This window comes from [Clostridium] fimetarium (assembly GCF_900111235.1).
Lineage (GTDB): Bacteria > Bacillota > Clostridia > Lachnospirales > Lachnospiraceae > Clostridium_N > Clostridium_N fimetarium.
Window position 1 is genome coordinate 80,981 of the sequence record NZ_FOJI01000010.1, and the last position, 23,290, is coordinate 104,270.

Annotated in this window: 13 protein-coding genes and 1 other annotated feature; all 13 genes read right to left on the reverse strand. The window is 36.0% G+C overall.

The window, feature by feature from the left end:
• Positions 1 to 44: 44 nt before the first annotated feature.
• A complete protein-coding gene (gene accB, locus BMY18_RS13170; RefSeq protein WP_092454786.1) occupies positions 45 to 533 on the reverse strand; it encodes an acetyl-CoA carboxylase biotin carboxyl carrier protein in 489 nt (162 codons plus the stop codon).
• 89 nt (positions 534 to 622) lie between these two features.
• Positions 623 to 1,861 (reverse strand): beta-ketoacyl-ACP synthase II, encoded by a 1,239-nt coding sequence (gene fabF / locus BMY18_RS13175; RefSeq protein ID WP_092454788.1) that lies wholly within the window; start codon positions 1,859 to 1,861, stop codon positions 623 to 625.
• Positions 1,862 to 2,316: 455 nt separating this feature from the next.
• Positions 2,317 to 3,057 carry a 3-oxoacyl-[acyl-carrier-protein] reductase gene (fabG, locus tag BMY18_RS13180; protein ID WP_092454790.1) on the reverse strand — a complete coding sequence of 247 codons (741 nt, stop codon included), beginning with the start codon at positions 3,055 to 3,057 and terminating at the stop codon, positions 2,317 to 2,319.
• A gap of 55 nt (positions 3,058 to 3,112) precedes the next feature.
• On the reverse strand, positions 3,113 to 3,241 hold the full coding sequence (locus BMY18_RS21535; RefSeq protein ID WP_278281023.1) for a hypothetical protein: 129 nt from the start codon (positions 3,239 to 3,241) through the stop codon (positions 3,113 to 3,115).
• Between the two features lie 329 nt (positions 3,242 to 3,570).
• Positions 3,571 to 4,488: an ACP S-malonyltransferase gene (gene fabD, locus BMY18_RS13185; RefSeq protein ID WP_092454792.1), complete on the reverse strand. Its 918-nt coding sequence runs from the start codon at positions 4,486 to 4,488 to the stop codon at positions 3,571 to 3,573.
• Positions 4,489 to 5,427, reverse strand: a complete 939-nt coding sequence (gene fabK / locus BMY18_RS13190) for an enoyl-[acyl-carrier-protein] reductase FabK (RefSeq protein WP_092454794.1) — start codon at positions 5,425 to 5,427, stop codon at positions 4,489 to 4,491.
• A gap of 2 nt (positions 5,428 to 5,429) precedes the next feature.
• Positions 5,430 to 5,660 carry an acyl carrier protein gene (gene acpP, locus BMY18_RS13195; RefSeq protein WP_092454796.1) on the reverse strand — a complete coding sequence of 77 codons (231 nt, stop codon included), beginning with the start codon at positions 5,658 to 5,660 and terminating at the stop codon, positions 5,430 to 5,432.
• 55 nt (positions 5,661 to 5,715) lie between these two features.
• Entirely contained in the window at positions 5,716 to 6,696 is a 981-nt protein-coding gene (locus BMY18_RS13200) for a beta-ketoacyl-ACP synthase III (protein WP_092454798.1), read from the reverse strand.
• Between the two features lie 546 nt (positions 6,697 to 7,242).
• Positions 7,243 to 11,346, reverse strand: a complete 4,104-nt coding sequence (locus tag BMY18_RS21100) for a pectate lyase family protein (protein WP_242941036.1) — start codon at positions 11,344 to 11,346, stop codon at positions 7,243 to 7,245.
• A gap of 380 nt (positions 11,347 to 11,726) precedes the next feature.
• The gene (locus tag BMY18_RS21105) at positions 11,727 to 16,118 is read right to left on the reverse strand and encodes a pectate lyase family protein (protein ID WP_170841402.1); all 4,392 of its coding nucleotides are present in this window, start codon (positions 16,116 to 16,118) and stop codon (positions 11,727 to 11,729) included.
• A 268-nt stretch (positions 16,119 to 16,386) separates the two neighbouring features.
• Complete coding sequence (locus BMY18_RS13225; RefSeq protein ID WP_092454801.1) at positions 16,387 to 19,041, reverse strand: valine--tRNA ligase; 2,655 nt, start codon at positions 19,039 to 19,041, stop codon at positions 16,387 to 16,389.
• Between the two features lie 91 nt (positions 19,042 to 19,132).
• Positions 19,133 to 19,377: a binding site (T-box leader), on the reverse strand.
• Positions 19,378 to 19,431: 54 nt separating this feature from the next.
• A complete protein-coding gene (locus tag BMY18_RS13230; RefSeq protein ID WP_092454803.1) occupies positions 19,432 to 21,174 on the reverse strand; it encodes an ABC transporter ATP-binding protein in 1,743 nt (580 codons plus the stop codon).
• Positions 21,164 to 23,137, reverse strand: a complete 1,974-nt coding sequence (locus tag BMY18_RS13235) for an ABC transporter ATP-binding protein (RefSeq protein ID WP_170841403.1) — start codon at positions 23,135 to 23,137, stop codon at positions 21,164 to 21,166. The genes BMY18_RS13230 and BMY18_RS13235 overlap by 11 nt, the downstream gene beginning before the upstream one ends.
• Positions 23,138 to 23,290: the final 153 nt, after the last annotated feature.

Here is a 23,290-nt window from a genome sequence, read left to right on the forward strand (position 1 = left end):
ATCCCTACCATTTCCGCCACCACTCGCAGCTCTAATATATTTAATTAACTAATCACAAACAATGCTTGCCCATATTCAACAATATCTTCGTTATTAATCAGTATTTGTTTAACAATTCCATCATAATCACATTCTATTTCGTTCATAAGTTTCATTGCTTCGACAATACCAAGCGTCTGACCAACGGTAACTCTGTCACCTACTTTAACGAATGCGTCCATTTCTGGTGTAGACGAACTATAGAACACACCTACAAGTGGTGATTTTACTATATTTCCCTGAAATTCTATGTTTGATACAACTGCTGTGTTGCCTTTTACTTCATGATTGTTTTGTCCTGATAATCCACTAAAGGTTGGTAACCCACTACCAGATGGCTTGTTATCTTCAACACAAGTAGTTATAGTTACTGGAGCATTGTTTCCTCGGTTAGCCTCCAAGGTTATTTTTGTATCTCCTTCTTCTAAAGTAAAACTACTAAGTGAAGATTCTGACACACTTTTTATTAATTTAAGAATATTTTCAAATTCCATTATATAGCCTGCCTTTCTGCATATTTGTATATTTATACAAACAGCACTTAAAATTTATCGAGTTGTATTTCACAAAACATATTAGCAATTTATTCAACGAATTTTTTTACCAAAATACTTGCATTATGACCGCCAAACCCAAGTGAATTACTAATTGCATAATTTACACTCATTTCAATACCAGTTCCCTTTACATAATCAAGATCAAGCTCTTCCTCTGTCTCTTGCAATCCAACATTAGGGTGAACATATCCGTCAGTAATTGATTTTACACATGTAATAAATTCAACTGCTCCTGCAGCCCCAAGCAAATGTCCCACCATTGATTTTGTTGAGCTAATCTTAACATCCTTCGCACAATCACCAAATGCAAGTTTAATCGCTCTTGTTTCAAATAAATCATTATGATGTGTACTTGTTCCATGCGCATTAATATAATCTATATCTGATGGATTAATGCCAGCTTCTTTGATTGCATTTGTCATTGCTCTGGCTGCTCCGCTTCCATCCTCTGCTGGTGAAGTTATATGGTAAGCATCACTTGAACAACCATATCCAACTACCTCTGCATAAATTTTAGCGCCTCTTGCTTTTGCATGCTCGAGTTCCTCTAATACAACAATACCTGCGCCTTCGCCCAGTACAAAGCCATCTCTTTCCTTATCAAAAGGAATAGATGCACGTTTTGGATCCACGGATGAGGATAATGCAGTAAGTGCAGCAAATCCACCGATACCAATTGGTGTAACACAAGCTTCTGTACCGCCAGTTATCATAACATCTGCATCGCAACACTGAATGCTTCTAAACGCTTCACCAATAGAATTTGTACCAGTTGCACAAGCGGTAACAACATTGATGCTCTTTCCCTTTAGACCAAATAATATAGAAACATTTCCAGCTGCCATATTGCTAATCATCAATGGTACCAATAATGGATTAATTCTTGATGGACCCTTGGTAAGTAACTTATCATGTTCTCTTTCCATCGCTTGAAGGCTTCCAATTCCAGAACCTACTGATGTCCCTACCATGTATGGATCTTCATTTTCCATATTAAGACCTGAATCTTCAATTGCTTCTTTTGCAGCAGCTGCTGCATATTGGCAAAACAATTCCATTCTTTTTGCTGATTTAAAATCCATAAACTGCTTTGCATCAAAGCCTTTTACTTCAGCAGCTAATTTTGCCTTATATTCTGTTGCATCAAACTTTGTAATAAAATCAATTCCTACTTCTTGTCTCTTAACTCCTGACCAAAATTCCTCGACACTTAAACCGATAGGAGTAATTGCTCCCATTCCTGTAACTACAACTCGTCTACTCATATTATAAATCTCTCCTGTTTAATTTTCAATTTATTATTGTGTTTTCATTGCATTTTTCTACTATTTCCTAATATTTCCTTGCATTTCCCGCGTAAATCTTCTCTTTGTCTTTACACCCTTTACATAGCGAATATTTAAATGTAAAACTTTTCAAGATATAACCAGTAAATACTAATTTAGGTTTCAAGATTTCTCAACGAAGTAAATCGTGAATATTAATTTATAATTATGCTTTTCCGCAGACCGGCTGAAAGCAGCGCTTATATTTTTTCCAAGACTCAGATGAAAATTCGAACGAAGTGAGACTTTTCATCATCCCTGAGGCTTGCAAAAAAATATGCTGCTTGAAGGAAAGGCAAGAAAAGTATAATTATAAATTAATATTCACCCACTACCTCCCGTAAAATCTTACCTCTAAATAATTATTCACCCACAACCTACCGTCAGTTTTCCACTTAAATATTCATCCCACCATCTATAGAGATGATTTGCCCTGTTATATATGAACCCTTATCTGAAGCAAGGAACACAACCATTTGCGCAATATCTTGCGTCGTTCCCATTTTTCTCAAAGGAATTTGTTCCAAAACTTTTTCTTTCACAGTATCTGAAAGACCTTGTGTCATATCCGTATCAATATAACCTGGAGCAATTGCATTCACTGTAATGCCTCTTGATCCTAACTCTTTTGCCGCCGACTTTGTAATCCCTATTATTCCCGCTTTACTTGCGGAGTAATTTACCTGACCTGCATTACCTGCGATTCCTACTACAGAAGACATATTAATAATTCTTCCTGATTTTTGTTTTAACATCTGTCTTGATACATGTTTTACACAGTTAAATGTTCCCTTTAAATTAGTGTCAATCACATCATCATAATCTGCCTCTGACATTTTCATTAACAATCCGTCTTTTGTAATGCCGGCATTATTAACTAAAATATCGAGAGCACCGTAAGTTTTAATTATGTACTGTATCATCTCTTCAGTTTTTGCAAAATCAGCGACACTACAGCCAAAACTTTCCGCTACTCCGCCACTGCCTTTGATTGTTTCCACAACCTCTTCAGCTTTACCTTTGCTTCCGTTATAATTAACTATAACCGTAGCGCCTTCTGCTGCAAGTTCAAGTGCGATTTCTCTCCCTATCCCCCTGCTAGCTCCTGTAACCAACGCGATTTTACCTTTCAACATAACCAAAACCCACCTTCCATCTAAACTCGTCAATTTCAACTCTTTGTACATCCGTCTACCATGTTTTTAAATCTTTACCTTTATTCTTTGCTTTTGACTCTTTGCTTTTGACGCTTTGCGTAGCGTATGCCATTCTTTTCAAACTCTCTGATTTTGACCTTGCTTTTGACGCATTGCGTAGCATGTGCCATTCTTCTCAAGTTCTCTAATTTTGACTTTGCTTTTGACGCATTTCGTAGCATGTGCCATTCTTTTCAAACTCTATGATTTTGACTTTTTGCGTAACGTATATCATTCATATTGATTTGTGATTATTTATTTTGCCGCTGACCGGCTGAAAGTAGCGTTTATATTTTTTCCTAGACTCAGATGAAAATCGAACGAAGTGAGACTTTTCATCATCTCTGAGGCTAGCAAAAAAATATGCTGCTTGAAGGAAAGGCAAGGCAAAACAAATACTCACAAATCAATATGAATTCACACCTTACCAAATAATCACAAACCAATATGAATTCACACCTTACCGAAAAGTCCCAAATCTTCAACCTTCTCAACATTAAAGACCTTAACATCGCGAGCAATCTTTTTAACAAATCCAGATAATGTTTTACCAGGTCCTATTTCAATAAATGTATCAACGCCATCTTCAATTAACATCTTAATGGATTGTTCAAATTTCACTGATGAATATACCTGTTTTTTTAATAGTTCTTTTACATCATTTTTGTCTTTTACATATTGTGCAGTGTAGTTTGCCACATAAGGAAGTCTTATATCATTTATTGTTACAGTATCAAGAACTGTACCAAGTTTGTCACCAGCACCCTTTAATAACTGTGAGTGAAATGGTCCACTTACATTAAGCGGTATAACTCGTCTAGCTCCTGCTTGAGTTAAAACTTTACCAGCATCGGTGACAGCCATTAAATCACCTGATATTACGATCTGACCTGGACAATTATAATTTGCTATCTGAACATTTCCTTCCACGTTTGCAAGGCAATCTTCGATCATATTTGCATCAAGCCCAAGCACTGCTGACATTGCACCTTGACCTGCTGGGACTTCTTTTTCCATATAAATCCCACGCTGTCTTACAACTTTGCAGGCATCCTCAAATGAAAGCACACCAGATGCAACTAATGCGCTGTATTCTCCAAGGCTAAGTCCGATATTTATATCTGATTTAACCCCTATTTCTTCAAGTGCATAAAGTAATGCAATTTCTACAGTTAATATTGCAATCTGCGTATACTCTGTTATATTTAATTCTTCATTTTCTTCAAAACAAAGTTTTTCTAAATCTAATCCCACAACTTTTGAAGCTGTTTGGAATGCATTTTTACTAACAGCAATCTGCTCATAAAAATCCTTGCCCATACCAATATATTGTGCTCCTTGTCCTGGAAACATAAATGCTATTTTACCCATTTAGAATACCATAGCCTTTCCCTCATATACAGATTTTGCTTCTGATATCAGTTCATCTATTATTTCCTTACAGGTCTGCTCTTTATGTACTAAACCAGCAATTTGGCCAGCCATAACAGTACCATTTTTTATATCGCCTTCAACGACAGCTTTTCTTAATGCACCGAGCGTAAGAAGTTCTAACTCTTCAAATGCAACGCCCTCTTTTTCCATTAAATGATACTGTCTTGTCATCTGGTTTCTAAGTTGACGAACAGGATGCCCTGTTGTTCTTCCAGTTACTTCAGAGTCAATATCTTTTGCTGATATTAATCTATCTTTGTAATTTTGATGTACCGTAGATTCTTTTGCAACAACGAAACGAGTGCCTAACTGTACAGCCTCTGCTCCAAGCATAAATGCTGCTGCAACGCCTCTTCCATCACCAATACCACCTGCAGCGATAACCGGAATAGATATAGCATCAACTACTTGTGGAAGTAAAGTCATTGTAGTTTGTTCACCAATATGACCACCAGACTCCATTCCTTCTGCTACTATGGCATCAGCTCCATATCTTTCCATTCTTCTTGCAAGTGCAACTGAAGCAACAACGGGAATAACTTTAATACCGGCAGCTTTCCACATTGCCATATACTTTTCTGGATTACCAGCTCCTGTTGTAACAACCTTTACGCCTTCTTCAACTACTACTTTAGCGATTTCGTCAGCATACTGGCTAAGTAACATTATATTAACGCCGATTGGATTACTTGTAATTGCTTTTGCTTTTCTAATCTCTTCTCTAACCCATTCAGCTGGTGCATTGGCTGCTCCGATAAATCCAATTCCTCCGGCTTTAGAAACATTTCCAGCAAGATTTGCATTGGCAACCCACGCCATACCACCTTGGATTATAGGATATTCAATTCCTAATAATTCAGTAATTCTTGTTTTCATAATTAATTAACACCTTTATCTGATAGATAATTCATTACATCCTGTACCGTTAATAATTTTTCGAGATCTTCAGCTGGAATTTCAACGGAATACTCATCTTCAAGAGCCATAACAAGCTCAAACAAATCAAGTGAGTCTGCTCCTAGATCTTCTTTGAATTTTGATTCAGCTTTAATTTCTGATTCCTCTACATTTAATTGTCCTGCAATAATTTCTTTGATTTTTTCTAACATTTTAATTTTCTCCTTTTAGATAAAGTTATTATTATTTTTATAGCTTTCGCTAAAACTACCAAGTTAAAAGAGTTGCGCCCCAAGAAAGCCCAGCTCCAAATCCAGATATCACTATCTTATCTCCAGATTTCAGCATTCCTTTTTTATTCATTTCATCTAACAGAATCGGTATACTTGCGGCCGATGTATTCCCATAAAGTTCCAAATTAGTAGGAAACTTTTCTATATCAACATTTAATCGTTTTGCAACAGATTGTAAAATCCTTATGTTCGCCTGATGAAGTACAAAATATTTAATATCATCAATGTTTGTATTACTTTTTTCTAAAACCTTACTTATACATTGTGGAACCTGTTTTACCGCAAATCGAAAGACCTCTTGACCCTCCATCTTAACAAAGCCATAGGAAGAATCAACTTCTTCATTTTTCACTGCTGCTGTCAAGAAATTTCCTACTTTTCTATCTTCACATAATAACACATTTCCTTTGGTACCATCACTATACATTACCATATCTTCAATTCCAATTTCATCAGCTGCAACTACAACTGCTCCAGCACCATCTCCGAAAAGTACGCAGGTTCCACGGTCTTTCCAATCTATCGTCTTAGACATAACTTCTGAGCCTATAACCAATGCTTTTTTATAAATTCCAGATTTTATAAATGCATGTGCTGTATTGAGTGCAAATAAAAACCCAGAGCAAGCTGCGCTAAGGTCATAGCAAACTGCATTTTCCGCCTCAATTCCAAATTGAACCAACGATGCAGTATTTGGAAATACATTATCAGCACTCGAAGTTGCAACAATAATTAGTTCAATCTCTTTCACGTCTATATTTGCACTAGCAATCGCTTCCTTCGCAGCTTCAATTGCTAATTCTGATGTGTCTTGACCTTCTGAAATTCTTCGTTCTTTGATTCCAGTTCTCGAACGAATCCATTCATCATTCGTGTCAACTACTTTTGATAAATCATCGTTACTCACTATCATTTGAGGGAAGAAACTTCCTGTTCCTATTATTCTTGTTGTCATAATAACCTTCCAAATGTTATTTTAATATTTTGATATACTTATATTTTGATTATCAAAGTATTTTTTTATTATATTATTTTTGCTCTAATTTGTCAATATATTAATTTGATTATCAAACTAATATTGAGATATTACATTGCTTACATAATATTACCTTTCATAACCATTTGCTATTTCATCCTACTTACAAATTTCATTTTCATTATACTTCAGTCTTTTATGTCTATTATTATCTCGATTATTCCCAATAATTATACTAAATATATTATCACCCTATTAGAGCAAATAAATAGACCAATCAGAAAATCTTTAGCCATGTTTCAATACATTGACTAAATTTTTATTGATTGGTCCAATATTTTGCTTATAATTTTTCGGATTATTCAAATTCAAATAATATCCTACTACATTATTTATTACTAATTTTGCATTTCACGTTAATTCGCAAATGAATATATAAAGTGCTGCCGAATTTTTGAGTAGTAATTTCAGTTGAATTACTACTAAGTTGCACTTCTACTTAGGTAACTTCTACTTAGGTAACTTCTACTTTGTAGAAATGTTTATCTTTAATGTACTTGTGCTAATACCAAATTCTGCTCCCAATGTTCCAAAAGTTCCACTGTTTTTTGCAATCAAATATCCGTTTGAAGAAACTGAACCATCCGAATTTCTATACAGTAGATCAATATCTGATTTCACATTTGGTGTAGTCATGCTAACGAGGTCTGAAGACGAAGGTGCAGCAATAACTGTTCCGATCTTCAATCCACTTGTTACTGAAGTTTTTGTTGAAACTAGATAATAACTTCCTCCATTATAGTAAAGTGCATTCTGAATTGTTCCAACAAATTTATCTGTACTTTTTCCTGCTATTGTTAAAAGGTTTGTATAAACACCTCCACTTGTACGATAAAAATTAAAATTAGATCCAGTATTATTAGATGATGTACAATTTGAAATGGTAAGAGCTGCACCATTTCCATTATCCGTAAATCCATCTTTACCATTACTAAAAGATAAGCAGTTGAATACCTTATGAGCCGTAGGAACCGCCCCATTACTGCCTCCCAATTTGAATCCATTTCTATCGCCTGAACTTGATGTAGTACCATTTGTCAATGTACCATTATTAAATGAAATACAGTTTCTAATTGTTACAACACCAATGGAACCTGTTTCTGATTTCGCATATAAATCCCATCCATCATCAATATTACAATATGAAATACATCCATCAAATACATTTCCTTGTCCACATGTTAGTTTTGCTGCAAATCCATCTGCATTTTCTTGGGTTGCTGGATCCATATTATCAAATGCTGTACAGTTGATAATATAGTTATTTGCAGGCCAATCAGCCATATTAGATAAAGTTGAATTTCTACGGCTTATCTGTAAACCTGAATCTCTATTTGCTTTGATTATGCATCTTTCAATTACATTATTACTGCCTGCTACAAAAATACCATTGTCAGCAGCGCCAGTAACTATAATTCCGTAAACATACCAATAATTTCCTTCCATTTGAAGACCTCTGGCATTCGTTGCAGTATCACCATATGTCTGTGAAGAGAAATCAAGTGTTACCTTTGCCCCATCAGCTGCTTTAAGAACTTTATAAGCACTTGATGTACCATTGTTTCCATAAGGAATTGTTAACTGGTAATTATATGAATATGTACCAGCTTGCAATATAATTGCAATTCCATTTGTAGTATTCGATAGAGTGATTGCTGCTTCCAAACTCATAGGTGAACTTGATGTCCCTGAGCCAGATGCATTAGGTGCACAATATACTGCTGTCTTAAATTGTGAATCTGTAACGCTTCTAATATTTGTTACAACGCCCGTACTATTTAAATCATAACCATCTTGCTGTGGTGGAGCTGTTGTCGTTGCAGCTTGGGTGGTTGTCTGGGTTGCAGCTTGGGTTGTTGCTTGGGTTGCAGCTTGTGTTGTTGCCTGGGTCGCTGCTTGGGTTGTTGCTTGTGTTGCTGCTTGTGTTGTTGCTGTTGTTGTGCCTGTAGTTGTATAGTAAATATAAAACAGATTGGCTGTATCTGCTTTTGTAATTGCTACTGCTCCTGCTTTTACAGAAACTGTAACGATTCCTTTTGTTGCAGTATACTGCGTTCCATTTACATTTACAGTTGCAGCTGGCTCAACAAATACAAGTATAAGTTTTCCTGCTGTGCTAGCCGTAAATTTAACGCTTGTTGCTGATTCCATTTTCAGACACTGAGTCAGTTTAAGTCCATTATATGTAACAGTTCCTTTACTTGTTGAAAGGTTTCCACTTATGGTGAAAAATGTACTCGTCTTACCACTTGTCGTGAAATTATGAATCTTTGTGACTGTAGCTGTCTGTGTTGCTGCTTGTGTTGTTGCAGGTGTTGTTGCCTGCGTTGCTGCTTGTGTTGTTGCAGGTGTTGTTGCCTGCGTTGCTGCTTGTGTTGTTGCAGGTGTTGTTGCCTGTGTTGCTGCTTGTGTTGTTGCCGTTGTAGTACTCGTTGTTGTAAAGTCAATGTAAAACAAATTGGCTGTATCTGCTTTTGTAATTGAAACTGCTCCAGCTTTTACAGAAACCGTAACGATTCCTTTTGTTGCAGTATATTGTGTTCCATTTACTTTTACAGTTGCAGCTGCCTCTACAAATACAAGGGTCAATTTTCCTGCACTGGCAGCTGTAAATTTTACGCTTGTTGCTGATTCCATTTTCAGACATTGTGTCAGGGTAAGTCCGTTATATGTAACTGTTCCTTTACTTGTTGAAAGGTTACCACTTATGGTAAAGAAAGAACTTGTCTTACCACTTGTAGTGAAATTATGTACCTTTGTAACTGTCTGTGCCTGTGTTGCTGCTTGTGTTGTTGCCTGCGTTGTTGCAGGTGTTGTTGCCTGCGTTGCAGCTTGAGTCGTAGCTTGGGTTGCTGCCTGGGTTGTTGCCTGCGTTGCTGCCTGCGTTGTGGAGCTTAATTCACCACCAGCTGAATTACCGCCAATTGAAACTAGCTTGCTTGTATAACTTGTAATTGCAGATTTTAATGCGGTATTAACATCATATGATACATCGTCAACTGCATCATTAAAATCCCATTTGAAATCGCCACCATTGATGCGTCCTGCATATTTTTCAACTTTAACTTTTGCAGCCTCTGGGGTGTCAACTGTGTATTTATACATTGTTGAAGCTGTATCAAAGTTATTATATGTAGTTCCACCTGAAACTGTTTTGTAAGAACTTGCAACAGTTGCGCTTCTACTTGATGTAGTTATTGCATCAAAATCTGTTGCGCTATAAGTCTGGTCTACAAAACGAGTTGCACCAATTATTGTATTCCCATAAGACTTAATCATTCCTCCAGCTTCACTTGAAAATGTTCCTTCTGCACCACCAAATACATCACTTCCTTGTAATGATGAAAGCATTGGATATTTACAATTTCTAAAATAGTTGTTCTCTACAAATGCAGAGGAGCCCTTTGTTACGCCCACACCGTATTTTGAATTTCCGTCAAACAAATTATTATATACATGAATTGTTCCAACTCTAATACGTGGTTGACGTGAATCTGAATGATCGAACCAATTGTGATCATATGTCACAAAAAATTCTTTTGTATCACTCATTCCACATAATGAACACTTTCCTGAATCCCAAAAATGATTATATGAAACTGAAATATAGTTAGAAAATGCTTTTACGTCGCATGATCCATCTCCCTTTACCTGATCCGCATCACTTCCTGGTGCTCCATAAAAAATATCATTATTGTGAATCCAAATATTATTATTATCTGTGTCTAGTGAAATTCCATCATCTGGAAACATCATAACACCGAGGTTTCTAACTTCTATATTCGTACAATCCCTAATTAAAATCCCCAATCCATAAAGTGTTGCATCTTCGCCAATGCCCTCCACTGTAAGTTTTTGAGTACCTTTCAGCTGCAAAAAGTTAGTGTTTGCGCTATTACTAAACATTGTAACTTTTCCAATCACTCTTATGATAAGAGCTCTTGTGTCATAACCTTTTGATCTTGCTGTTAAAATTGCACCAATGCCTGTACATGCGGTGGTAGATCCACTACTACTTGTAATAACAGATGCTACAACTGTATTTTTGTTTGACTCTGTCACGTAGACAATCTGTGCATTTGTTGCCACCATTCCATTGTCATTATATCCACCTGATCCAGTTTTAGCTGTTGATTGCGCTGAAAAAGCAAACCCTTCACGCGTATATGCAGTTACTGCAAGTGTTGACGTAACTGCCTGTTTACTAGTATTCTCAGTTCCACTAATAATTGGAACAACTTTCATTATATAGTTTCCAGCACTTAAGCCAACTGCATCAGCTCTAATATTTGTACTATATTTTCTAACTAACATATCATCAAGCTTAGTGTATGTACTATCCGCAGCCGTTGCTGACTTATAGTACACACTATAACCGGTTGCATTTGTTACTGCTGACCATTCAACATATGCTGATTCTTGCCACCCTGTGCTTTTCGTAATCACTATACTTGAGTCACCAGCGATAGCGTTAATACATGTTGGGATTGCCAATGTAACTACCATTATAGTTACCATTAGCCAAGCCCATGTTTCCCTTACAGTTTTTTTCGCCATAAGTTTTTTCATTAATAACTCCCTCCTATACATAACGTTGTGCACTTTACACACTTTTCATACATTTGCACTTATAATTATAGCATTTTTTGCTAAATCACATATAGTTTCTTCGTACATAAGTTACTGCTTTCAAGTACTTTATACCTATCATTATATATAATTAAAGTAACTTAATACTTTGTCTATGACTAAAGATATATTAGGAAAGTTATTTATAGTCCTCATAATCATATAAGCTAAATTGAAACATTATTTAATTTGCATAAATAAAAAGAAGAAGACCAGCCTTATACATGGCTAATCCTCTTCTTGAAATATTTGTAATCAAGAATTCATACTCTCATATTCGACAAATATTTAATCGATTTCACTAAGATATAAATCTATCTTTATTCCTTTACTGTACGTTTCTTAGATTGATATGCAATGAACAACATAGATGCTGCTAACATTAATGAAATTACATATATAATCATTATATTGTTATCACTTGTTGCTACAATTGGAGCAACCTCTGGTGCATTTTCAGGTTGTTGAATACTTACTCCAATACCATATACTGCCGGTGTATTCTGTGATAGAAAATATACAGAACAATGAGTAATTGTATATTCCACATAACCATCTTTTACGGTTAAGCCTGAACCACTTATAAGTTCAATACTATGTGTCTCTTCATTGTAGTAGTATAAATATAAAATATCTCCATTTTTATACGAGTTTCCTACATATGTAGTGATCTTAGCGGGACCTGGCAATGCTCCATGCTGTGCAAATGAAAGATATAGAGCATTTGTTTGTCCTGTAAGTGTTTCAATTGCCTGCTGTTTATCTGTATTAAATGTAATTGTTAAATCGATTGCTAAATTTGTATTCGTTATTGTGTTACCCTGAAATGACCATGAATATAGAAGTTCATTTTTTGAGTTAACAACATCCAATGTTACTGTCTTATCTTTTTCTACAATACTGTTGAATACAGTACTGTCTAACTTTGGAGCCGAATTCGTGATGACATTTACGACAGTACCTGTTGAATTCACTATATTTGATACAACTTTATCTGAGGTTACAACTAATGCACTATCTGCCACCTGCACTGGTGAATTAACGCCAATGTTACTTGGTGCCGCTGTTGGTGCTGTTGTTGGTGCCGCTGTTGGTGCTGTTGTTTGTGCCGTTGTTGGTGCTGTTGTTGGTGCTGTTGTTGGTGCTGTTGTTGGTGCTGTTGTTGGTGCTGTTGTTGGTGCTGTTGTTGGATTTTCAACTGAACCACTGTTAGTAGATACATTTAAGCTCAAGGTACTTGTGCTAACGCCAAACGCTGCTCCAATTGTTGCAAAGCGACTACTACTATTACTCATTAAAAATCCTTTTGATGTAACTGATCCATCTAAATTTCTATAAAGAGAATCAATGTCTGATGTTAAACTTGGTGCAGTCATGTTAACAAAATCTGCAGATGTAGGAGCAGTAATTATTGTTCCGATCTTTAAACCACTTGAAACTAATGTCTTTGCCTGAACTTGATAATATTTGTCACTATTGCAGTAAATTGCATCCTGTATTGTTCCAACAAATTTATCCGTATTATTTCCTGTTATAGTCAAAAGGTTAGCAAATATGCCTCCATTTGTACGGTAGAAGTTAAAATTAGTTCCTGCATTATTATATGAAGTGCAGTCTAAAATAGAAAGGGCTGCACCATTACCATTATCAGTAAAGCCATCTTTTCCATTGTTAAATGACAAACAGTTGATTACAATATGTGCTGTTGGAACAACACCATTGCTACCACCTAATTTAAATCCATTTCTATCTCCTGATGCTGATGATGTACCATTTGTTAAAGTACCATTGTTAAATGATATACAATTTCTAATTGTTACTGCACCAATTGAACCGGTTTCTTCTTTCGCATATAAATCCCATCCATCATCTATGTTGCAATAAGAAATACAACCATCAAATACATTTCCAGGTCCACATGTAAGTTTAGAAGCAAATCCATCAGCATTTTCATGCGTCGCTGGATCCATATTGTCAAACGCTGTACAGTTGATAATATAATTGTTTGATGGCCAGTCTGCTATGCTTGACAAAGTAGAATTTCTACGACTTATCTGTAAGCCTGAATCTCTGTTTGCTTGAACAATGCATCTTTCCACTACATTGTTGCTACCAGCTACAAAAACACCATTGTCCGCAGCCCCTTTAAATGTAATGCCTTTTACATACCAATAATTTCCTTCCATCTGAAGTCCTCTGGCATTCGTTGCAGTATCTCCATATGTCTGTGAAGAAAAATCAAGTATTACTTTTGCGCCATCAGCTGCTTTAAGTACTTTATAAGCACTTGCAGAACCATTGTCGCCAAATGGAACTGTTATCTGAGAATTATATGAATATGTTCCCTCTTTCAAAATAATTGCTATTCCGTTTGTTGTTTTAGACAATTCAATTGCTGCCACCAAAGTCATTGGAGCATTTGATGTACCTGATCCAGTTGCTAATGCATCAGGTGAACAATATATAACAGTCTTAAATTCTGAATCTTTAACACTGCTGATACTGGTTAAAAGGCCAGTACTAATTGTGTCACCTGGAACAGAAGGTTGAGTTGAAGTTTCTGGTTGAGTTGGTGCCGTTGTTGGTGCTGTTGTTGGTGCTTGTGTAGTAGCTTCGCTTCCTTCCGGTGCAAATATCATATAATACAAATTATTTGAATCTGCCTTTGTAATTGTATTACTGCCTGCTGGTACATCAACTGTAATTGTACCAGTAGTTGCTGTTGATTTTGCTCCATTAACATAAATATTCGCTGTTGCTGATAGAAAAACCAATGTTAATTTGCCTTTTGTAGCTGCAGTGAATTTAACATTTGTATCTTTTTCCAGTTTTAAACACTGTGTTAATGATAGTCCATTATATGTAACAGTTCCTTTACTTGTAGAAAGATTACCAGATATTGTAAAGAATGAACTTACAAGTCCATCTGTAGTAAAATTGTGAATTTGTGAAGCTGCTGAAATAGGCTGAGTTGCTGCCTGTGTGGTTGCCTGTGAAGTTGCTTGTGTTGCTACCTGTGTTGTTGCCTGCGTAGTCGGTGTTTCTACAGTTCCTACTGCATTACCACCTATTGAAACCAAATTGCTTGTATAACTTGTAATCGCAGTTTTTAATTCTATATTTATAGTATATGAAGGATCATCAACAGCATCATTGAATTCCCATTTAAAATCTCCACCATTGATACGACCTGCGTATTTTTCGACTTTGTCTTTTGCAACTGCTGCTGTATCAACAGTATATGTATACATTGTTGAAAGTGTATCAAAGTTATTGTATACTGTACCACCTGAAGCAGTTTTATAATTGCTAGAAACAGTTTCATTTCTAGTTGTAGTAGTTATTGCATCAAATTGTGTTGCGCTTCCTGTATTTTGATCAACAAAATGAGTTGCTCCAATAATTGTATTGCCGTATGACTTAATCATACCACCGGCTTCACCTGAAAATATTCCATTCGCAACGCCATCAATAATATCACTTCCCTGTAACGAAGAAAGCATTGGATCTTTACAGTTTCTAAAATAATTATTCTCTACAAATGCCGATGAACCTTTAGTTACACCAACACCATATTTTGAATTTCCATCAAAATAATTATTGTAAACATGAATTGTACCCACTCTTATTCGTGGATGACGTGAATCTGAATGATCATACCAGTTGTGATCATATGATACGAAGAATTCTGCTGAATCACTCATACCACATAATGAACATTTTCCTGAATCCCAAAAATGGTTATATGATATTGTTACAAAGGTTGATAAGGCTTTCACATCTGCAGAGCCATCTCCCTTTACTTGATCAGCATCACTACCTGGAGCACCATAAAATATATCATTATTATGAAGCCAAATATTACTATTATCAGTGTCAAGTGATAGACCATCATCAGGGAACATCATAATTCCAAGATTTCTAACTTCTACATTTGTACATCCTCTAATCAAAATTCCCCATCCATAAGCTGTCGCATCTTCTCCAACACCCTCAACAGTAATCTTTCCATTGGCCTTTACCTGCATAAAATTAACATTTTCTCCTGTAAATGAAGTTACTTTTCCAATTACACGAATGATAAGTGGTCGTGTATCTTTATTTTTTTCTCTAGCTGACAAAATTGCACCAATGCCTACACAAACTGTTGAAGAACTACCTGTAACTACTGAAGCTGTTACTGTATTCTTGTTTGCTTCTGTAAGATATACAATCTGCGCATTCGCAGGCACTGTGCCATCTTCATTATATCCGCCAGATCCAGTCTTTGCGGTTGATTGTTGAGAAAAAGCAAATCCCTCACGTTTATAGGAAGCTACTGTAAGTTTTGACGTTACCGCTGCCTTATCAACACTTTCAGCTCCACCAATAACTGGTACCACCTTTAAAATATAATCACCTGCGCTCAAACCAAGTGCATCCGCTCTGAAATATGTACTATATTCTCTTATTAACATACTATCCAATTTTGTGTATGTTGAATCAGCTGCTGTTGCTGATTTGCAATACACATTATATCCTGTTGCATTTGTAACTGGTGACCACTCAACATTAGCTGATTCTAACCACCCCGAGCTTCCAGTGATTACTACATTAGTGTTTCCCGCTATAGCACTAATGCTGGTTGGAATTGCAATTGAAACTACCATTATAGCTACCAATAACCAAGCCCATGTTTTTCTTACAGTCTTATTCACTATAAGTTTCCTCATATTATTTTTCCTCCACGAAAAAGTTTTTGTGCTATTTATATACTTTGTGCACAATATTAAGCATAATTATAGCAAATATTAACAATTATTCATATAGCTTGATTTGGGCTATTAGAACTATTTGTATAGTACTTTAGATATATAAAATATAGTTATTTAATTAGTAGTATTATATATATAAAACAGGACTTCCTAGAATTCAAAAAGAAGCCTATACAATTATCAAATTAAAATTGCATAGGCTTCTTCTATTTAAATTCAACTATTATTATTTACTGTTTACACGAAGTTGTTCAAGTCTCGCATTTACCTGCTCTAACATCTGCATATATTTTGCAAGTTTATCTTTTTCTTCATCGATCTTAGATTGTGGCGCTTTGCTGGTGAATTTCTCATTGTTAAGCATTCCTTCACATCTTATAATCTCACCTTGAAGATTTGCTTGTTCTTTTGATAAACGTTCGATTTCCTTTTCAATATCCACCAATTCTGCAAATGGAATATAGATTACTGCATCTGGTATTACCGTTGAAACAGCATCTTCTGGGATTCCTGCCTTATCAGCCTGAACAGCAACTTCACTCGCGTATCCGAGTGCTCCAAAGAATACTTTCCCATTTTCAAAAATATCTCTTATACCAGCATTTTGTGATACTACATATACTTTTGCTTTTCTACTTGGTGCTACATTCATCTCCGTACGTAAGTTTCTGATATTTCTAACACCCGTTTTAATTGTTTCAATTGCAATTTCATCTGCTTCAAAATTCCATTCTGGCTTGTATACAGGCCATGTTGAAATCATAATCGATGCTTCTTGATCCTGGAGATTACAAAAAATTTCTTCTGTTATAAACGGCATATATGGATGTAATAACTTCAGTGAATCAATAAGCACTGTCTTTAATGTCCATATTGCTGCCTCTTTTGTGGTATCTTCGTCATTATACAGACGAGGTTTCACCATTTCAATATACCAATCGCAGAACTCTTCCCATATAAAGTCATTTAACTTGGAAACTGCAATACCAAGATCGTATTTTTCCATATTTTCAGTAACTTCTTTAGTAAGATTATTCATCTTTGAAAGAATCCATTTATCTGCTGCTGTTAGCTCGCTTAATTTCACATTTTTTCCAATATTGCCATCTGGGTCATTCATCATAATGAATCTGGATGCATTCCAAACTTTATTCGCGAAGTTTCTGCTTGCTTCTACTCTTTCCCAATAAAAACGCATATCGTTACCTGGTGCATTCCCAGTCACTAGTGTGAATCGAAGTGCATCTGCTCCATATTTTGCAATTACCTCAAGAGGATCAATCCCATTTCCAAGAGATTTACTCATCTTACGGCCTTGGTCATCTCTGATCAAGCCGTGAAATAATACTTTACTAAATGGTTTTTCACCCATTTGTTCATAACCTGAGAAAATCATTCTAATTACCCAAAAGAATATGATATCATAGCCGGTTACCAGTACGTCCGTTGGATAGAAATATTCAAGTTCTGGTGTTTTTTCTGGCCAACCCAGTGTAGAAAATGGCCATAATGCAGATGAAAACCAAGTGTCAAGAGTATCTTCATCTTGCGTTAAATGTGTGCTTCCACATTTTGGGCATTTATCTGGAGTCTTATCAGAAACTACGATTTCCCCACATTTGTCGCAGTAATATGCTGGTATTCTATGTCCCCACCATAACTGTCTTGAAATACACCAGTCTCTAATATTATCTGTCCAGTTAAAATACGTCTTTTCCATACGTTCAGGCAAAAGCTGGATATCGCCATTTTTAACGCCTTCAACTGCTGGTTTGATTAGTTCATCCATTTTAACGAACCACTGCTGTTTTACCATTGGCTCAACAGTCGTCTTACATCTATCATGTGTTCCTACATTATGTGTATGCTCTTCCACTTTTACAAGAAGTCCTAGTGCATCAAGGTCAGCAACCATAGCTTTTCTCGCTTCGTAGCGATCCATTCCTGCATACTTGCCACCTTTTTCATTAATGGTTGCATCATCATTTAAAATGTTAATTTCAGGAAGGTTGTGTCTCTTACCAACTTCAAAATCGTTAGGATCATGTGCTGGAGTGATTTTAACAACGCCTGTACCGAATTCCTTGTCAACATAAGAATCAGCAATAATTGGGATTTCTCTATCTGTAAGTGGTAATTTCACCATTTTCCCAATCAGATGTTGATATCTTTCATCCTCTGGATGAACTGCAACTGCACTATCACCAAGTAATGTTTCTGGTCTTGTTGTAGCAAGTTCTAACATTTCATCTGAGCCAACGATTGGATAATTAATGTGCCAGAAATGTCCGGCCTGTTCTTCGTGCTCAACCTCAGCATCTGAAATAGAAGTTTTACATAATGGACACCAATTTATAATTCTAGATCCTTTATAAATAAGCTTTTTATTATATAATTTGATAAATACTTTCTGAACAGCTTCTGAACAGCCTTCATCCATTGTGAATCGTTCTCTTTCCCAATCACATGAAGAACCAATCTTTTTCAATTGACTCGTAATCACTCCGCCGTATTCTTTTTTCCATTCCCAAGTTCTTTTCAGGAACCCTTCTCGACCAATATCCTTTTTTTCGATACCTTCTTCTCTAAGCGCATTGATCACTTTCACTTCAGTGGAAATACTTGCGTGGTCCGTTCCTGGTACCCAAAGTGCCTCAAATCCCTGCATTCTCTTAAATCTTATCAGAATATCTTGCATTGTATTATCAAGTGCATGTCCCATGTGTAACTTCCCTGTGATGTTTGGTGGTGGCATTACAATTGTAAATGGTTTCTTATCTTTATTCACTTCTGCATGAAAATAGTTCTTATCAAGCCATTTTTGATACAATCTATCCTCAATGTCGGCTGGGTTGTAGTTTTTCTCTAATTCTTTACTCATATTATTATCCTCTTTTCTGACATACTAGCAAAACAAGTTTCGTAAAATAAAAAAGCCCTTAATATTCTCAAAGTATTCTAACTTTGAAAATATTAAGGGCGTATTATCGCGTTACCACCTTAGTTCAATAAACAGCACAACTTCGTGATGTCTATCCTCTCAATTCTGTAACGGGAATCACTCCGTCATAACCTATCCAACCTACAATATCTTGGTCTTTCAGCTACACTGTTCCAAAGCTACCTTCAGCACCCATCTGTCAAAACCGTCTTCCAGCCCATGAACGGTTATCTCTTGCGACGTGCAATGCTTACTCTTCTTTTTCAACACATTTTTCATATGTAAATAATGATAATATAAATTTCGAAAAAAATCAACTGTTTCTTTCAACTACATCATTTTAATTTCCACATCCGCCGCCGCAATGGTTGCTGGCTTATGGGCAATAGTGATTGTTGTTCTATTTTTCAGTAAATTATCAAGTGCTGCCTGAACCAATTGTTCTGACTCATTGTCTAATGCTGAGGTTGCCTCATCAAGGAGAAGAATTGGTGCATTTTTAAGAATTGCCCTTGCGACCGCAATACGTTGGCGCTCACCGCCAGAAAGACGACCACCTCTCTCACCTGTAATCGTATCATATCCGTCTGGTTGTTTCATAATGAACTCATCGGCATTCGCTGCCTTTGCGGCCATTTTAATTTCTTCTTCTGTTGCATCCAATTTCCCAAATCTAATATTATCTCTAATGCTAACATTAAATAAATATGGAGTTTGAGGAACATATGCAATCATTTCGCGTAATTTTTTCAAGCCTATGGAACTGATTTCTTCGCCACCAATTAGAATTTCACCAGCTTCAATTGGATAGAATCCGAGTAATAATTTTGCGAGAGTACTCTTTCCACGTCCAGATTGTCCCGTCACTGCAACGTTAGTTCCTTTTTTAACATTCATCGTAAAGTCTTCTAAGATTCTTCGATCCTTGCTGTATCCAAATGAAACATTATTTATTTCTATATAGGATTGCTCCTCCACACTTTCGCGTTCCAGATTCCCTTTGAATCCATTATCACTTTCAAAACCATTAAGGTCTTTCGAATCACTTTGACCTTTCGATTCACTAAGGTCTTTTGATTTACTTACGCTTTCGGCGCTTATCAAACTTTCCTCATCCTCGTCCAAAAAGTCAAATATAATCTGTGCTCTAGCGATACAATTGATAAGTTCTGGGAAATAATGTCCCACCCTTAAAAAGCTCATACTAAACAAACCATATAATGTATAAATTGCTGCAAGGGATCCAACTGAAGTCGTTCCATTTTCAATAAACAAGATACCAACGCATAAAAATGCAAGAGAACAAACCAGATCAAAAAATGTATTTAAAGCACTGAGCCATGAGGAATTCATATTATATTCCGTAACAACATCTGTGTACTCTGCATTTGCACGTTTGTAGTCACCTGCCATTTTATCACTACCATCAAATATTTTAGCAGTTTCCATTCCTTGAAGAATCGTTGATAAGCGTTCTGTCATGGACGAATTCTTCACCGACATTTCCTTACCAATTCTTTTCATGGGCTTTACAAATCTGCTATTAATCCCAAGGGTAATAATATTAACCCCCAGCAAACATGCAGTCACCTGTGGGCAAAGCAAAAACATTGGTACCAAAAATATGATGACCGAAATAATAGGAGCGGTCACTCTCCTAAGTCGAGATGTATAGATTTGACTTGCAATATCCACATCATAAATCAATTTGGATACGATATCACCGCTATGATGATTTTCATAATAGGACATCGGTAAACGCAGTGCTTTATCAAACACTAATTTTTGAACACTGGCATTTCCTCTTTTTGCCTCAATATTGTAGGTCAGTCCAAATACAAAAAAAATAACAAGACAAACAAGTCCAATCAAAATATTCGTAATTATAATTTGTGGAAGTCTGCTGGCTTCCCCAGTTTCTGCCAGATTAAAGATGTCTTTGATAAACATTGACAATACTACTTCAAATGAGCTACTCCCCACTGTTGTAAGTAACATTCCACACAAAAACAAGGGGAGTCGCTTTCCTAAAAGTCGCAGGTATCTAAAAAACACTTTGTTTTTATTTTTCATCTTTTAGAGCCTCCTTACTTAGACAAGCATCCGATTCAAAGCAATCTATTTCCTCATCTACTATTTTCTCATCATCCATTTTAGTCGAAAGCTCATTGTTGTAAAGATCAGCATACTTACCATTTTGCTTTAGTAAGTCATCATGTGAGCCAGTCTCCGCAAGCTTTCCCTTGTGAAAAACTAAGATTCTATCTGCGTTTTGTATCGTAGAAAGTCTATGGGCTATGATGACGACGGTTCTTTCCTTGGAAACATTATTAATAGCCTCTTGAATTAATCGTTCCGTTCCAACATCTACTGAAGATGTCGGTTCATCCATTAGAAGAATCGGTGCATTTTTAAGAATTGCTCTTGCAATGGAAACTCGCTGGCATTCTCCACCAGACAGCTTAACGCCTCTTTCTCCTGTCGTTGTCTCATATCCCAGCGGAAGTTTTTCAATGAATTCATGGATATTTGCCATTTTGCATGCATTTACAATTTCTTCAAATGTGGCACCCTTCTTACCGTATGCCACATTTTCTGCAATCGTTCCAGGGAAAAGAAATACACTTTGTGAAACAAGCGCAAATTGGCCTCTTGCCTCATGAATATCCCATTGTTCAAAATCAACGCCGTACAGGCGATACTTCCCAGCCTGCTGACTATAAAAGCCGCAAAGTATTTTAAATATTGTGGTCTTTCCTTCTCCTGAACCTCCAACAATCGCTGTGGTCTTTCCCTTTTCGATGGAAAAACTCATGTCCTCAAAGATGTTTCTATCTCCATTTCCATCATATGAAAATGTAATGTCCTCCACTTCGATTATGTTGTTAATTCTATCTTTATCGGTTCTGGTCGATCCCGTTTTCGTTAAGTCATTTTCTATGTAATCGTTTTCTTTGTAATCGTTTTGTGTGTAATTATTTTCTGTGTAATCGTTTTCTTTATAATTGCTATCTGAGGAAATATCTTTTACCGTAAATGTCCCACTGGATTCTTCTGTTGAATTAATAATATCTTCCAATCTTTCAATGGAAACTAGCACTTCCCTGCCTTCATTCAATATGTATGGCATTTCTCGCATATTGCCAATGATTCTATTCATAAGCACCACATAGGAAGTCATTTCGCCGATGGTTAATTCGCCCTTATAAATCATGAAAAGTGCAACTGTTGGACAAATAATATTAGGAATCCAAAAGATTACATTTTGGAATATGTAGGATATCTGGTTAATTCGAGCTCTGGAATATTCATTTGTCATAATCGCATCAATTGATTTATTGAGTCTATTCCTCATCTCTTCAAATAAATTATAGCTTCTGACTACAACAATTCCTGCCATACTATCATTTGCAATTTCTGTCATAACGTCCACTTTACCACGGCGACTTTTTGCCATTTTTTCAAGAATCTTCCCTATATAATCAGAAAATATAAATACGACCGGATAACAAAGTAAAATTGCAGCCGCCAGCTTAAAATTAAGTAAGATAATATAAACGAGAACTGTCACGATTGTAATTACTGAAGTGAAAAATTCTGGAATCGTAAATGCAAAAAATGTTTGTGCCTGTTGAATATCGGAAATTAGCTTTGTAATAATTCCGCCAGAGCCTTCTTCATCAAAATACCGGTACTCTAACTTCACAAGTTTATCAATTGCCTTTACCTTAAAGTCCTTTTGAATACAAATGCTAAATTTCCCAGTAAAATAGGTTCTTACAAAAGATGCAATCGTACCAATTACAATAATCAGTCCCAGTGCTGGAAGTAGCTTTAAAATATCAACCCTTGTGCCCCCTATCATCTGATCAATTGCCTTAGAAATCATATCCGTTCCCTTAACGGTTACTCCGATTAGAACGTAGGCCGCAACCATTCCAAAAACAAACCAATACCAATATTTTAGTGAAATATTCAAAAATATTCTCTCTCGCTTTTTTACTTTTTTTTCATTCTCACTCTGTTTTCTTTCCATAACTAATTCCCCTTTTGTTCCGTTTTCCATAAATTGTATTTTTCGATTATACTATTCGACCATTGGTGTGTCAATCCAGATTTGCGATTAATTATGCTATATGATTTGCGATAAATAATATATTTTATATTTATACTACTTGACAATTACTTA

Bases quoted from the DNA above. Each gene is read 5' to 3' on its own strand.
- BMY18_RS13230 (WP_092454803.1), bottom strand. From the start codon at position 21,174: ATGAAAAATAAAAACAAAGTGTTTTTTAGATACCTGCGACTTTTAGGA.
- accB (WP_092454786.1), bottom strand. From the start codon at position 533: ATGGAATTTGAAAATATTCTTAAATTAATAAAAAGTGTGTCAGAATCT.
- fabG (WP_092454790.1), bottom strand. From the start codon at position 3,057: ATGTTGAAAGGTAAAATCGCGTTGGTTACAGGAGCTAGCAGGGGGATA.
- BMY18_RS13200 (WP_092454798.1), bottom strand. From the start codon at position 6,696: ATGACAACAAGAATAATAGGAACAGGAAGTTTCTTCCCTCAAATGATA.
- fabD (WP_092454792.1), bottom strand. From the start codon at position 4,488: ATGGGTAAAATAGCATTTATGTTTCCAGGACAAGGAGCACAATATATT.
- BMY18_RS13225 (WP_092454801.1), bottom strand. From the start codon at position 19,041: ATGAGTAAAGAATTAGAGAAAAACTACAACCCAGCCGACATTGAGGAT.
- BMY18_RS13235 (WP_170841403.1), bottom strand. From the start codon at position 23,137: ATGGAAAGAAAACAGAGTGAGAATGAAAAAAAAGTAAAAAAGCGAGAG.
- BMY18_RS21535 (WP_278281023.1), bottom strand. From the start codon at position 3,241: ATGCTACGCAATGCGTCAAAAGCAAGGTCAAAATCAGAGAGTTTGAAA.
- fabF (WP_092454788.1), bottom strand. From the start codon at position 1,861: ATGAGTAGACGAGTTGTAGTTACAGGAATGGGAGCAATTACTCCTATC.
- BMY18_RS21100 (WP_242941036.1), bottom strand. From the start codon at position 11,346: ATGAAAAAACTTATGGCGAAAAAAACTGTAAGGGAAACATGGGCTTGG.
- acpP (WP_092454796.1), bottom strand. From the start codon at position 5,660: ATGTTAGAAAAAATCAAAGAAATTATTGCAGGACAATTAAATGTAGAG.
- fabK (WP_092454794.1), bottom strand. From the start codon at position 5,427: ATGAAAACAAGAATTACTGAATTATTAGGAATTGAATATCCTATAATC.
- BMY18_RS21105 (WP_170841402.1), bottom strand. From the start codon at position 16,118: ATGAGGAAACTTATAGTGAATAAGACTGTAAGAAAAACATGGGCTTGG.